Below are 13966 nucleotides of genomic sequence, written 5' to 3'. Positions count from 1 at the left end.
CGTCGCGAGCAAGCTTTGCTCCCACAGTGCTGACCGTATCAATCCTCGAAGTGAATCGGGCACCTCTCCGGCCCTTCCAGCTTCTTCAACTCCTCCACTACATGGGGCCGGGCCTTGCGCAAGGTCAGGCTGCGCCCTTGGGCACCGAGGCGGCGGGCTTCCTGGTGCAACATTTCCACTCCTGAGTAATCGATGAAGTTGATTTGCTGGGCATCGATCACCACCCGTTGCCCTTGCAAGCGTTGCAGGCGCACCTGCAGATAATGACTGGCGCCGAAGAAGATCGAACCGCCGACCCGCAGCACATCCGCCTCGCCTTCGTGGGCATGGTGCACCCGCGGCTGTGACGTGCGCTTGAGGTAGAAAAACAGCGACGCCAGCACACCGGCGTAGATGGCCGTCTGCAGCTCCAGCAGCAACGTGGCCAGGCACGTCAGGCTCATCACCACGAATTCCGCCCGGCTCACCCGGTACAACGCGCGGATGCCGCGGTGGTCCACCAGCCCCCAGGCGATCAGCAGAATACTGCCGGCCATCGCCGGAATCGGGATGTGCGAGATCAGTTTCGCACCGGCGACCGCAAACAAGGCCACCCACAATGCCGAGAACACCCCGGCCAGGGGGGAACAGGCCCCCGCGTCGTAGCTGAGGCCGGAACGGGTAAAAGAACCGGCTGACAGGGAGCCGGAGAAAAATCCGCCCACGATGTTGGAAAGCCCCTGCGCCCTGACCTCCTGGTTGGCGTCGAGCAATTGCCCGGAGCGCACCGATAACGAACGAGCAATGGACAGACTGGTGACCAGCCCGAGCATGCCCACCGCAACGGCACCTGGGAGCAGGCGCAGGATCAGGTCGAGGTCCAGTGGCAGCGCAGTGAACGGCGGCAGGCGCCCGGCAAAGGCGCTGACCAGCGCCACATGCCCGAACATGGCCGGCCACAACCAGACCACCAGGCTACTGATGACCAACGTTATCAACAGGCTCGGCCAGCGCGGCAACAGCCGCTTGAGTAGCACACCCAGGGCCAGCGTCCCCAAACCCAACAGCAACGACGGCTTATCCACAGCCCCGAGATGACTGAGCAACATCAGCACGCCCTTCAAGGCCGTGGCCTCGTTCGGCAGATCGAGCCCCATCAGGTTCGGCAACTGCCCCAGTGCGATCACCACCGCCGCTCCCAGGGTGAAACCGAGCACCACCGAGTGCGAGACGAAGTTCACCAAGGCACCAAAACGTAGCAGGCCCAACAGCCATTGGAAGATGCCCGCCAGCACCGTCAGCAACAGAATCAAGGTGATGTAGTCCTGGGTCGCGGGCACGGCCAAGGGACTGACACTGGCGTACAGGACAATGGAGATCGCCGCCGTAGGTCCGCAGATCAAATGCCAAGACGAACCCCACAGGCAGGCAATCAGCACCGGCACGATCGCGGCGTACAAGCCGTACTCAGGGGGCAAACCGGCAATCAGGGCGTAGGCGATGGACTGCGGCAACGCCAGGATCGCGCCGCTCAAACCCACGATCAGGTCACGGCCGACACTGGCCCGGGTCTGCCGGGGCAGCCAGCTCAGGAAGGGGAACAGTGAATGGCGGGTGGGGATTGCCATGGGGCCTCAAGGATGGGGGTTGAGAACAAGAGTATCAGGACCAGGCACCGTTCTCCCTGTGGCGAGGGGATTTATCCCCGCGGGGTCGCGGAGCGGCCCCAAACAGCTGAACCCAAATGATCTGACACACCGAGTCGACACATTAGGGCCGCTTCGCGACCCAGCGGGGATAAATCCCCTCGCCACAAAAGTGCTCCGGATCACCTTCTGAGGGCTTATCCGGAGCACACGGGTCATCAGAGCTTGGCCTTCACCGCAGCCAACGCCTCTTGCCCATCCGCCGTCTTCACGCCATCCAACCATTTGTCCAACACCGCCGGGTTGGCCTTGATCCAGGCCTTGGCCGCCTCGGCGTTGGTGACCTTGTTGTTCACCACCTCGGCCATGATGCTGTTTTCCATTTCCTGGGTGAAGCTCAGGTTGGTCAACAGCTTGCCCACGTTCGGGCAGGCCTGTGCATAACCTTTGCGGGTCAGGGTATAGACGCTGCCCGTATCGCCGAAGTACTTCTCGCCGCCCTTGAGGTAATGCATTTTCAGCTGCACGTTCATCGGGTGCGGCGTCCAGCCGAGGAAGGTCACGAACTTCTGCTTCTTCACGGCCCGGGACACTTCCGCCAGCATCGCCTGCTCGCTGGACTCCACCAGTTTCCAATCGCCCATGCCGAAGTCGTTGGTCTTGATGATTTCTTTCAAGGAAAGGTTCGCCGGGGCGCCGGAACCGATGCCATAGATTTTCTTCTCGAACTTGTCAGCGAATTTGTTCAGGTCGGCAAAGTTATGCACACCGGCATCCCAAACGTAGTCCGGGACGGCCAGGGTGAATTCGGTGCCGTCCAGGTTCTTGGCCAGTTGCGTGACATCCCCGTTCGCCACGAATTTGTCATAGAACCCTTGCTGCGCCGGCATCCAGTTGCCCAGGAATACATCGACCTGGCCATCCTTGAGGCCGCCAAACGTGATCGGCACCGCGAGGGTGTCGACCTTGGGCTTGTAGCCCATGCCTTCCAACAGAAAACCGGTGATGGCATTGGTCGCCGCGATATCGCTCCAACCCGGGTCAGCCATCTTGACCGTCTCGCAGCTCTGCTCGGCCCACGCCGAGGCACTGCTCAACACCAACAGCCCAGCGGCCAGTACTGTGGATAACTTTTGCATGTGCTTCCCCTTACGTTCGTTATTGATTTTGGCAGGGTTGTGGATAACGGGCCTTGCGCTCCAGATCGTCGAGGTCGATGTGATTGCGCATGTATTGCTGACTGGCATCCACCAGCGGCTGGTGATCCCAGCTCTTGAGTTTGCCCAGGGTCAGCGCCTGGGCGACGAAACGACGGCGTCGCTGGCTGGCGAGCACCTGTCGATGAATGGTTGGGATGTCCCACTTGGCCCTGGCTTCGGCGAGAAATTCGGCGAACAGGGCTTGATGCTCCGGTGACTGGCTGAGATCTTCCAATTCCTTGGGGTCGTTACGGACATCGAACAACAGGCACGGATCATCTTCGCTGTAGATGAATTTCCACTGGCCGCGGCGGATCATCATCAACGGGCTGATGGTGCCTTCGGCCATGTATTCACCAAAGACCTCGTCGTGCCCGCCCTGCCCTTGCAGGTGCGGCACCAACGAACGACCGTCCAGCGGCAAGCCAGGCTCCAGCGTACCGCCGGCCAGTTCCACCAGGGTGGGCAACAAGTCGGCGGTGGACACCGCGGCGCTGACCCGGCCACTGGCGAATTGACCCGGAGCACTGACCAGCAGCGGCACCCGCGCGGACATCTCGAACCAGTGCATTTTGTACCAGAGCCCTTTTTCGCCGAGCATATCGCCATGATCGCCGGAGAACACGACGATCGTGTCGTCCATCAAGCCGGTGTCCTCAAGGGTTTGCAGCAGCTTGCCCACATTGCTGTCGATGTAGCTGCAAGCGCCGAAATAGGCACGGCGCGCGTCGCGAATCTTATCCACAGGCAACGGCTTGTCCCACAGGTCATAGACCTTCAGCAATCGCTGGGAGTGGGGATCGAGATCGGTTTGCGCCGGGGTTTGCGGCAGCGGGATGTCGTTGTCGTCATACAAATCCCAGAAAGCCTTGGGAATGGTGTACGGGTCGTGTGGGTGAGTCATCGATACGGTCAGGCAGAACGGTTGGTCGCCGTCTTCACGGATGTGGTCGAACAGGTACTGCTGCGCCTTGAACACCACTTCTTCGTCGAAATCCAACTGGTTGGTGCGCACGCACGGCCCGGCCTGCAACACCGAAGACATGTTGTGGTACCAGCTCGGCCGCACATCCGGCTCATCCCAGTTCACGGCCCAGCCGTAATCGGCCGGGTAAATGTCACTGGTCAGGCGCTCTTCGTAGCCGTGCAACTGGTCCGGCCCGCAGAAGTGCATCTTGCCGGACAACGCCGTGCGGTAGCCGAGGCGCCGCAGGTAATGGGCATACGTCGGGACGTCGGCCGGAAAATCCGCAGCGTTGTCATAGGCGCCGATCTTGCTGGGCAACTGGCCGCTCACCAGGGTAAAACGCGACGGCGCGCACAGCGGACTGTTGCAATAAGCGGCGTCGAACACCACGCCTTGCTCGGCCAGGCGCGACAGATTCGGCAGCTTGATGGGCGAAGGACCGTAGATTGGCAACATTGGCGCGGCCATCTGATCGGCCATGATGAAAAGAATGTTCTTGCGCTTCATGTAATCGCGGCATTCCATAGTGAGCGGTTATGCGAAATTGCTGCGATTGAGCATGTTCCCCCAACCTATTGGGGTAAAGCCCATGCAGGATAATGACTAGGATAAGCACAGCTTATGTATGACGCCTTGGGTGACCTGTCTCTGGATCTGTTCCGGGCCTTTGAAGCTGCGGCCAGACAACGAAGCTTTACGGCGGCGGCGATTGAGCTGGGCACCACACAGCCGGCCATCAGCCAGCAGATCAAACGCCTGGAGGAACAGCTCGGCACGCGGTTGTTCGATCGCATTTACCGTGGCATCGAATTGACCGAGGCCGGGACGACGTTGTTCGAACAAGTACAGGCCGGTTTACAGAACATCGACGCAGGATTGAGCGCGATCACCGCTCAACATCAGCACGAGGTGTTGCAGGTCGCCACCGACTTCGCCTTCGCCGCCTACTGGCTGATGCCGCGACTGCATCGTTTTCACGCTGCCAACCCGCAGGTGGACGTCAGCCTGGTGACCAGCGAGCGGAACCACAACATGTTGCGCACCGACATCGACGTTGCCGTGCTGTTCGGCGACGGTCGCTTCAAACAGGGCGAAAGTCGCTGGCTGTTCAGTGAAGAAGTTTTTCCAGTGTGCAGCCCGTTGCTGCTCAAGGAGCGTCCCCTGCCTCTGCCGGCCCAGGCCTTGTTGGAGTTTCCACTGCTGCACCTGCGCGGCGGCAACAGCAGTCACTGGTTCGACTGGAATGGCGTGTTCCGCGAACTGGGCATCACCTCGCCGCCAGCGCCGGGGCAATTGCGTTTCGACAATTACACCTTGCTGATCCAGGCGGCGATTGGCGGACAAGGTGTTGCCATCGGCTGGCGCCACCTTGTGGATAACTTATTGGCTCAAGGCCTGTTGTGTCGTCCCATCGCCGAGACGGTGCTGTCGCGCCTGGGGTATTACGTGGTCCTGCCCCAGCGTAAACGGCGTGGGGCATTGATCCGGCAGTTTGTGGACTGGCTGATGGAAGAACAGGCCACCAGCGGCGAGTCGCTCACGGGGTTGCCGTTGCCGTCCATTGCTGTTTGAGATGTGCGGGTGAAGGCACTTTCATGATCAAAGAAAAACCCTGTGGCGAGGGGATTTATCCCCGCTGGGCTGCGAAGCGGCCCTGCTTTTTTGGGGCTGCTTTGCAGCCCAGCGGGGATAAATCCCCTCGCCACAAACAGCAATCCTCACCACAGGTTTTGTGCGGTCGTCAGGTGGCGGCTACGAAGCTGACATGCTGGCCCACATGCAGATTCAAGCTCAGCTCATCGGCAATGCCGACGGCCACCCGGTTGAGCCGTTCCAGGGACTCGGCCATACCCGGCTCCAGGCTGGTACTGACCTGGGTGAAATGCTCGATACTCAACCCAGCGGCAGCATAGGGCGCATTGACCAGGGTCCACCGCAATGAACTGTTGCGCAGGGCATCGAGGATTTCCTCGGCGGCATGCCGCTGCAAGTCATCTTCGCCCTCGTCTTCGTCGAGCACGGCGAAGTCCCCCACCAGAAACAGCCGGGGAATGTTCACCGCCTGCATGCCGACAATCAGCGCATCCACCGCCAGGACCTGTTCCACCGGACCCGGAATCAGCGTGCGTTCCACGTGCTCGCTGTTCATCGGCAACCCCGGCGCGTTAAGTAGGCAAATCACTGCATCGGCGCCGGCCACGCTTTGCTTGACCCGTTCGGGGTCATAGAGATCGCCGGTCTTGGTCCGCAGGCCCGGACGCGGCGCCAGGGCCGTGAGATCATCGAGAACGGCAATGACTTCATGCTGGCGTCGCAGCATTTCAGCCATCAACGCACTGCCTAGGCTGCTCATGGCACCATAGAGCACCACTTTGATCACCGGGGTTTCGGCGTTTTTCATGGCTGTTTTTCCCTTTTTTACCGCGTATAAGCCTCTGACCTGCGGGAAACGGCGAGGGTTCGCAAGGAGTGACAATTGCAACGGATCAAGGGCTACCACGCCCATGTTTATTTCGATGCCAGCACCATCGACCAGGCGCGGGCACTGTGTGAGGAAGCGTCGCGCCTGTTTCCGCTGAAAATGGGCCGCGTTCACGAGCGCCCGGTCGGGCCCCATCCGGACTGGAGTTGTCAGCTGTCGTTCGATCCGCAGTACATCGGGGTGGTACTACCGTGGCTGGCGCTCTATCGCAAAGGGCTGGTGATCTTTCTGCACCCGAACACCGGCGATGAGCTGGCGGACCACACCGACCATGCGATCTGGATGGGGGCGATGCGACCGTTGGATCTTTCGGTGTTCTGAAATGTACTGAGACAGAACGACCTGTGGGAGCAAAGCTTGCTCGCGACAAGGGGCACTCGATATGCAGGACGACCGCGTCAGCTTCATCGCGGGCAAGCCTTGCTCCCACAGCCTTGCTCCCACAGACTCCGACCAGCGGAAAAAACCATTGCCTGCGGCGAAAGCTGGCTGAAAGCTTGCGCGATTAGGATCGCCTCACTACCGGCAAAAGACCGGTGGCCAGAAACGGATCTCCACGACCCGTTTGGCCGTTTTAACAACAACAATGGTGATTCTGATGTCCGCTGCTACCCGTCCTGCTGCACCCACTCCATCCGTCCGCCTCGTGACTCACGTTCTGCGCTGACCCGTCCGGTTCGCCTTAACCTCGCCGCGCCACGCCACGCCTGGAGTATTTCCCATGCTGACTTTTCTTGGCTTCGCCATGGTCATCACGTTCATGTTCCTGATCATGACCAAGCGCCTATCCGCGCTGATCGCCCTGATCATCATCCCGATCCTGTTCGCCCTGTTCGGTGGTTTTGCGCCGAAGATCGGCCCGATGATGCTCGAAGGCATCACCAAGCTCGCCCCGACCGGGGTGATGCTGATGTTCGCGATTCTCTATTTTGCCCTGATGATCGACTCCGGCCTGTTCGACCCGGCCGTGCGCAAGATCCTCAAGCTGGTCAAGGGTGACCCGCTGAAAGTTTCGGTCGGTACCGCCGTTCTGGCGCTCGTCGTTTCCCTCGATGGTGACGGCGCGACCACTTACATGATCTGCGTGGCCGCGATGCTGCCGCTCTACAGCCGCATCGGCATGAGCCCTCGGATCATGGCCGGCCTGATCATCCTCGCCGGTGGCGTGATGAACATGACCCCCTGGGGCGGCCCGACGGCCCGTGCGGCCAGTGCGTTGCACGTGGATCCGTCCGACATCTTCGTACCGATGATTCCTGCGATGGCGTTCGGTGTGGTGGCGATCCTGGCGATTGCCTACATGTACGGCAAACGCGAGCGTGCGCGCCTGGGTGAATTGCAGCTGGCCCACGATGAAATCGACCACAGCGAAATCAGCGTGTCCCAGTTCCCGGACGCTCGCCGTCCGAAGCTGATCTGGTTCAACGGTGCCTTGACCCTGGCCCTGATGTGCACCCTGATCGCCGGCCTGTTACCGCTGCCGGTGCTGTTCATGGTGGCCTTCAGTATCGCGATGATCGTCAACTACCCGTGCCTGCAACAGCAAAAAGACCGCGTTGCGGCACACGCTGGCAGCGTACTGGCAGTGGTCGGGCTGATTTTCGCGGCGGGTATCTTCACCGGCATCCTGTCCGGCACCGGCATGGTCGACGCCATGTCCAAGAGCCTGCTGGCGGTGATCCCGGACTTCCTCGGCCCGTACCTGGCGGTGATTACCGCGCTGGCGAGCATGCCGTTCACGTTCTTCATGTCTAACGACGCATTTTATTACGGGGTGTTACCGGTTCTCGCCGAAGCCGCCAGCCATTACGGCATCACGGCGGTGGAAATGGCCCGTGCCTCGATCGTCGGCCAGCCCGTCCACCTGTTGAGCCCGCTGGTTCCGTCCACTTATCTGTTGGTGGCACTGGCCGGGATCGAGTTCGGCGATCACCAGCGTTTCACCCTGAAGTGGGCAGTGCTGGTTTGCCTGTGCATAATGTTCGCCGCCTTGCTGATGGGGATCTTTCCGCTGTTCAGCACTCTATAAAAGCAATACCCGCGGCGCCGCGCTCCTGGTTATTCCGAAGCGCGGCGCGGCCTAACACTCGTTCAAAGGAACTCACATGGAATGGCTGACCAACCCGGAAATCTGGGTTGCCTTCTTTACCCTGACCGCCCTGGAAATCGTCCTGGGCATTGATAACATCATCATGATCTCGATCCTGGTCAGCCGCATGCCCAAGCACATGCAGGCGCGTACCCGGATCTTCGGTCTGGCCCTGGCCATGATCACGCGGATCCTGTTGCTGCTGTCCATCACCTGGGTCATGCGTCTGACCGCCGATTTGTTCGAAGTGTTCGGCCAGGGCATCTCCGGTCGCGACCTGATCCTGTTCTTCGGTGGCCTGTTCCTGCTGTGGAAAAGCTCCCAGGAGATGTACCACGCACTGGAAGGCGACGATGAAAGCGACGATCAACCGTCGGGCAAGGGTGGCAACTTCCTCTACACCATCATCCAGATCGCGATCATCGACATCGTGTTCTCCCTGGACTCGGTCATCACCGCTGTCGGCATGGTCTCCCATGTGCCGGTGATGGTGGCGGCGATCATCGTGGCCGTGCTGGTGATGATGCTGGCCTCGGGCACCATCAGTGAGTTCATCGACAAGCATCCGTCGCTGAAGATGCTGGCGCTGTCGTTCCTGCTGGTGGTCGGTACCGTACTGATCGCCGAGTCGTTCGACGTCCATGTACCGAAAGGCTACGTCTACTTCGCCATGGCCTTCTCCCTGGCCGTGGAGGCGATCAACATCAAGATGCGCACCGCGATTGCACGCAAGCGCAAGCAGCAGGATCCGGTGAAACTGCGCAAGGACGTTCCGGGTCAGTAATTGGACGGAGCAATGAACGAAGGGGCTCTTGGAGCCCCTTTTTCATGCCCGCTGGAAAGTTGCCCTGGACCCCGGACCTGTGGGAGCGAGCCTGCTCGCGATAGCGTCCTTTCAGTCACAACAGTATCGATTGACACACCGCTATCGCGAGCAGGCTCGCTCCCACAGGGTTTGCGGTGCTTTTCATGACAGTTTTGTTTCAATCAATTCTTTAGCTGTGCAATGCTGGCGTCCGAACCGTTCGCCAACTACAGCTTAAGTACAAAGAAGAACGATGTGGCATCGTCAACTTGTCTCTTTGAGACGCTAACAGGGGGCCTCTCATGCTGACCCTGCTGAATCTACTCTCTGCCGTGGCCCTGCTGATCTGGGGCACGCACATCGTCCGTACCGGCATCCTGCGGGTCTACGGCTCCAACCTGCGCCACGTCATCGGCCAGAACATGTCTCGGCGCTGGCTGGCATTTGTCGCCGGCATCATGGTCACCGCCATGGTCCAGAGCAGCAACGCCACGGCCATGCTGGTCACCTCGTTTGTCGGCCAGGGCCTGATGGCGCTGACCCCTGCCCTGGCGACCATGCTCGGCGCCGACGTTGGCACGGCGTTGATGGCCCGGGTACTGACCCTCGACCTGTCATGGCTGTCGCCGTTGCTGATTTTCCTCGGGGTGATTTTTTTCCTGTCGCGCAAACAGACCCGGGTCGGGCAAATGGGCCGCGTCTCCATCGGCCTGGGCCTGATCATTCTCGCGCTGCAATTGATCGTCGAGGCGGCCACGCCCATCACCCAGGCCCAAGGCGTGAAGGTGATCTTCGCCTCGCTGACCGGTGACATCCTGCTCGATGCGTTGGTGGGTGCGCTGTTCGCCATGATTTCCTATTCGAGCCTGGCCGCCGTGCTGCTGACCGCCACACTGGCCGGCGCAGCCGTGATCAGCCTGCCGGTAGCCATTGGCCTGGTGATCGGCGCCAACATTGGCAGCGGCGTGCTGGCGTTCCTCAGCACCAGCATGCAAAACGCTGCCGGACGTCAGGTGGCGCTGGGCAGCCTGCTGTACAAGCTGATCGGATTGTTGCTGATCATTCCAGCGCTCGATCCCTTGGTACGGTGGCTGGACAGCCTGGATTTCAGCCCCCAGGAAACCGTCATCGGCTTTCACCTGTTCTACAACTCCGTGCGCTGCCTGGTGTTGCTGCCCAGCGTCGCGCCGATGGCCAAGCTGTGCGCCTGGCTGCTGCCGGAGCGTCCGGAAACCAATGGCACAGCCAAACCCCGGCACCTGGACCCCACAGCCCTCGCCACGCCGAGCCTGGCCCTGGCCAATGCAGCCCGGGAGACATTGCGCATCGGCGACCTGATCGAAAACATGCTCGAAGCCATGCTCGACGTGCTGCGCGGCCAGCAGACGGCGCTGACCCAGGAAGTGCGGCGCGTGAGCGATGATGTCGAGGCCCTGTGCAGCGCCATCAAGTTGTACTTGGCCCAGATGCCCCGCGAAGACCTCAGCGAACAGGACAGCCGTCGATGGGCAGAAATCATCGAGCTGGCGATCAACCTGAAGCTCGGCAGCGACCTCATCGAACGCATGCTGCGCAAGGTGCAGCAGCAGAAGACCTCGCAACGCCTGTCCTTTTCCGAGGTCGGCCTGGAGGAGCTGGCGGGGTTGCACAGTCACTTGATCGCCAACCTGCGGCTGGGATTGTCAGTGTTTCTCAGTGCCGATCGGGAAAGCGCCCGCCAGTTGCTGCGTGAGAAACGGCGCTTTCGCGCCCAGGAAAGACGAATGGCCCATGCCCACGTCAGCCGCTTGCAGCGCAAAATCGTACAAAGCCTGGAAACCAGTTCCCTGCACCTGGACCTGATCGCCGACATGCGGCGTCTCAATTCGCTGTTCTGCGGCAGCGCCTACGTGGTACTGGAAACGGCCGAGATCGGTGCCCTGGCGGCGGATGAAATGTCCGACATTACCCACTCGCCTTGAACATCTGGCGCATTGTTCAGTCAGTAGGGTTGGACTGTCAGTCGCCGGGAAGCCGTTTATGCGTGGTCTGTTATTCGCTCTTTTCTTGTTCGGTTCGCTGCCTGTGGTGGCCCTCGACCGGTTCCAGGTCGAAGGCTACACGCTGCCCAACGGTATGCAGTTGCTGCTCAAGCCTGGTAGCGAACGCGGGCACGTCGCCATCCGGCTGGTGGTCGGCGTAGGCCTGGATGACTTCAGTTGCGCCGACAAGGAACTGCCGCACCTGCTCGAGCACGCGCTGTTCAGCGGGATCGATGAAGGCGGCGAAGGTGCCTTGGAAGAGCGGATGCAGGCGCTGGGTGGCGAGTGGAACGCCTTCACCAACAACGCCGATACCACGTTTGTCATCGAGGCACCGGCGAGCAACCAGCGCAAGATCCTCGACCTGCTGCTGGCAGTGCTGACCCGTACCCGCATAGACGAAAAGGCCCTGGAGGCGGCGAAACGGGTGGTCGAGCGCGAGGACGGCGGCCACTACACCCACCTGCAACGCTGGCTCGACCGCCAGGACCTGGGTCACAAGGCCAGCAATCAGCTAGCGGTGGAGTTGGGCCTGCGCTGCGCGGAACGGGCCGAGGTCGAGCACCACACCCTCGCCCGGCTCGAACAGGTTCGCAAAGCCTGGTATGCACCGAACAACATGACGCTGATCGTGGTCGGCGACCTCGACCGCTTGCTGCCGGCCTACCTGGAGCGCACCTACGGCAAACTCAAGCCGGTCGAGCCCAGCGCCCATGAGGCATTGCCGCAGATCCGCTACAGCGCCGTGACCAAGCGCAACCTGATCCGCAGCCTGGTGGGCGATGGTGCCAAGCTGCACTGGCTGTTCCCGGAGCCGGTACTGGAAGAACAACACGACGAAACCTTCGACCTGCTCAAGAACTATCTGGACTGGGCCCTCTATCGCCAGCTGCGCCTGGCCCGCAGCCTGTCCTATGGCCCGTGGGTGGAACGTGAGGTGTTCGGCGGCGTCGGCTTTCTCAGCCTGAACGCGGACCTCGCCCGCGAAGACCTGCCGCAAGCCGAACAGGCCCTCGAAGAATTGCGCAGGACGTTGCTCAAGGACGGGCTGGACCCGGACAGCTTCATGCGCATCAAACGTGCAGCCATCGCCCACCAGACCTGGGCGGTTCAAGGCAACAGCGCCCTGGCCGATTATTACTGGGGCGCCCTGGGCGACTATGAAGACGGCCGCTTCGCCAACCCGGCCGTGCGCTTGCAGTCGGTGAGCCTGGAACAAGCCAACCAGGCCCTGCGCGAACTGCTCAAGGACCCGGGCTACCTGCGCATCGAGAGGTCGTTGCTCAGTGACGACGAGCTAGTGTGGGGAGTAAGCGGCTTGCTGGGGTTGTTGCTATTGGGGCTGGTGGTGTGGCGGTTGCGTCGCCGGGTTTGAGACAACAAGACGTGAAGACGCAAGGCCGGTGGGAGCAAGGCTTGCCCGCGATGAAGTTGATGAAGTCTTTCTGAATAGCGTCGCCTGCGTCGCGAGCAAGCTTTGCTCCCACAGTCCCCGACCACAGAGGCGGATGCGAGCCTCGCCATACAGGTGTCCGGACGATACTCTGTCAGGGATATTTCCTACGACTTACTGTGAACCGCCTAATGCAGACCCTGACTCATTACATCCAGCGCATTCTTGAATTGATGAAGCGCTATCCCGGGGTCATTGCGCTCGGCGGTTTCATCTCCGGCGCCGGCAGTTTCATATTGGTGGACCGCCAACAGGGCCTGGCCACTTGGATCGCCATCCTGATGCTGGTGAGCTGGCTCTGGCTGATGCTGGAAAACAGTCTGACCCGGCTGTTCACGCGAATTTTCAAGCGGGAAATACCGCAGCCGTTGCTGCGTTACGCCACGCAGATGATTCACCAGGAAAGCCTGTTCTTTGTCCTGCCGTTTTTCCTGATTACCACCACCTGGAACAGCAGCCAGTTGGTTTTCACCGGGTTGCTGGGGGCGTCAGGGCTGATTTCGATCACCGATCCGCTGTATTACAAATGGCTGGCGCCCCGACGCTGGGCGTTCCTGGCGTTGCATACGCTGACGCTGTTCGCCGCCCTGCTCACGGCGCTGCCGATCATCATGCACCTGACCACCGACCAGAGCTTCAAGCTGGCGCTGGGCATCGCCATGCTGTTGTCGTTCCCGAGCCTGGCCTCGATCTTTCCGATCCGCACCGTACGTAATGCACTGGCAATCCTGTGCATCACCCTGGGCATTGGCGCCGCCGGGTGGGTGCTGCGCTCCTGGGTACCACCGGCCACGCTGTGGATGACCGAAGTGGCGATCAGCACGCAATTGGAAGACCGCACACCCGGTGACAGTCTCAAGGAAGTCAGCGCCGCGCAGATCCGCGGCAATGGCCTGTATGCCTATACCGCCATCAATGCGCCGCGGGGGCTGGATGAGCGGATCTATCACGTCTGGCAGTTCAACGGCAAAGAAGTGGACCGCATCGCTCTGGACATCCATGGCGGACGCAAGGAAGGCTACCGCGCCTGGACCCACAAGCAGAATTTCCCGGATAACCCGACGGGCAAATGGCAGGTACGGGTACTGACAGAGAACGGACAGATGATTGGGGTGCTGCGCTTCAACGTAACCGAATGAGCAGGACGAGCCCTGATACCCGTCAGCTAAGAATCAAACGACGCAAAACCCGTGGGAGCCAAGCTTGCTCGCGATTGCGGTAAGTCAGTCAGCAACAATGTGACTGGTCTGTCGCTTCGCGAGCAAGCTTGGCTCCCACATTAGGTTTGTGGCTTGACAGACTTGCATTAGGGCAAGCCCGCTCCC

At 60.8% G+C, this 13966-nt stretch carries 11 protein-coding genes; 7 read left to right on the top strand and 4 right to left on the bottom strand.

Going from position 1 to position 13966, the window contains the following annotated elements; translation table 11 throughout:
• Positions 1-38: 38 nt before the first annotated feature.
• The 3 genes from PCOSP_RS00290 to betC form a co-directional block, all read right to left on the bottom strand.
• Positions 39-1607, bottom strand: a complete 1569-nt coding sequence (locus PCOSP_RS00290; protein ID WP_139641500.1) for a SulP family inorganic anion transporter — start codon at positions 1605-1607, stop codon at positions 39-41.
• A 236-nt stretch (positions 1608-1843) separates the two neighbouring features.
• Complete coding sequence (choX, locus tag PCOSP_RS00285; protein ID WP_139641498.1) at positions 1844-2764, bottom strand: choline ABC transporter substrate-binding protein; 921 nt, start codon at positions 2762-2764, stop codon at positions 1844-1846.
• A 19-nt stretch (positions 2765-2783) separates the two neighbouring features.
• Positions 2784-4298, bottom strand: a complete 1515-nt coding sequence (gene betC, locus PCOSP_RS00280) for a choline-sulfatase (RefSeq protein WP_464710043.1) — start codon at positions 4296-4298, stop codon at positions 2784-2786.
• Positions 4299-4412: 114 nt separating this feature from the next.
• On the opposite strand from betC, the gene PCOSP_RS00275 reads away from it, so the two are divergent.
• Complete coding sequence (locus PCOSP_RS00275) at positions 4413-5363, top strand: choline sulfate utilization transcriptional regulator (protein WP_139641493.1); 951 nt, start codon at positions 4413-4415, stop codon at positions 5361-5363.
• 169 nt (positions 5364-5532) lie between these two features.
• On the opposite strand, the gene PCOSP_RS00270 is transcribed toward PCOSP_RS00275, so the two are convergent.
• The gene (locus PCOSP_RS00270; RefSeq protein WP_175362244.1) at positions 5533-6192 is read right to left on the bottom strand and encodes an NAD(P)-dependent oxidoreductase; all 660 of its coding nucleotides are present in this window, start codon (positions 6190-6192) and stop codon (positions 5533-5535) included.
• Positions 6193-6267: 75 nt separating this feature from the next.
• On the opposite strand from PCOSP_RS00270, the gene PCOSP_RS00265 reads away from it, so the two are divergent.
• The 6 genes from PCOSP_RS00265 (at position 6268) to PCOSP_RS00240 (ending at position 13780) form a co-directional block, all read left to right on the top strand.
• Complete coding sequence (locus PCOSP_RS00265) at positions 6268-6594, top strand: DOPA 4,5-dioxygenase family protein (RefSeq protein WP_024778428.1); 327 nt, start codon at positions 6268-6270, stop codon at positions 6592-6594.
• A gap of 400 nt (positions 6595-6994) precedes the next feature.
• Entirely contained in the window at positions 6995-8302 is a 1308-nt protein-coding gene (locus PCOSP_RS00260; RefSeq protein WP_041023168.1) for a CitMHS family transporter, read from the top strand.
• 76 nt (positions 8303-8378) lie between these two features.
• The gene (locus PCOSP_RS00255) at positions 8379-9146 is read left to right on the top strand and encodes a TerC family protein (protein ID WP_024778426.1); all 768 of its coding nucleotides are present in this window, start codon (positions 8379-8381) and stop codon (positions 9144-9146) included.
• A gap of 323 nt (positions 9147-9469) precedes the next feature.
• Entirely contained in the window at positions 9470-11128 is a 1659-nt protein-coding gene (locus PCOSP_RS00250) for a Na/Pi cotransporter family protein (RefSeq protein ID WP_464710041.1), read from the top strand.
• 58 nt (positions 11129-11186) lie between these two features.
• Positions 11187-12563, top strand: a complete 1377-nt coding sequence (locus tag PCOSP_RS00245; RefSeq protein ID WP_139641485.1) for a M16 family metallopeptidase — start codon at positions 11187-11189, stop codon at positions 12561-12563.
• A 209-nt stretch (positions 12564-12772) separates the two neighbouring features.
• Entirely contained in the window at positions 12773-13780 is a 1008-nt protein-coding gene (locus PCOSP_RS00240) for a DUF5924 family protein (RefSeq protein WP_139641484.1), read from the top strand.
• Positions 13781-13966: the final 186 nt, after the last annotated feature.

The sequence above is a fragment of the Pseudomonas sp. MAFF 730105 genome (assembly GCF_055380705.1).
This window is presented reverse-complemented; position numbering and strand designations above follow the sequence as displayed.

Coding starts and splice junctions, on each gene's coding strand:
- PCOSP_RS00245 (WP_139641485.1), top strand. CDS start 11,187: ATGCGTGGTCTGTTATTCGCTCTTTTCTTGTTCGGTTCGCTGCCTGTG.
- PCOSP_RS00275 (WP_139641493.1), top strand. CDS start 4,413: ATGTATGACGCCTTGGGTGACCTGTCTCTGGATCTGTTCCGGGCCTTT.
- PCOSP_RS00240 (WP_139641484.1), top strand. CDS start 12,773: ATGCAGACCCTGACTCATTACATCCAGCGCATTCTTGAATTGATGAAG.
- PCOSP_RS00255 (WP_024778426.1), top strand. CDS start 8,379: ATGGAATGGCTGACCAACCCGGAAATCTGGGTTGCCTTCTTTACCCTG.
- PCOSP_RS00250 (WP_464710041.1), top strand. CDS start 9,470: ATGCTGACCCTGCTGAATCTACTCTCTGCCGTGGCCCTGCTGATCTGG.
- betC (WP_464710043.1), bottom strand. CDS start 4,298: ATGAAGCGCAAGAACATTCTTTTCATCATGGCCGATCAGATGGCCGCG.
- PCOSP_RS00260 (WP_041023168.1), top strand. CDS start 6,995: ATGCTGACTTTTCTTGGCTTCGCCATGGTCATCACGTTCATGTTCCTG.
- choX (WP_139641498.1), bottom strand. CDS start 2,764: ATGCAAAAGTTATCCACAGTACTGGCCGCTGGGCTGTTGGTGTTGAGC.
- PCOSP_RS00290 (WP_139641500.1), bottom strand. CDS start 1,607: ATGGCAATCCCCACCCGCCATTCACTGTTCCCCTTCCTGAGCTGGCTG.
- PCOSP_RS00270 (WP_175362244.1), bottom strand. CDS start 6,192: ATGAAAAACGCCGAAACCCCGGTGATCAAAGTGGTGCTCTATGGTGCC.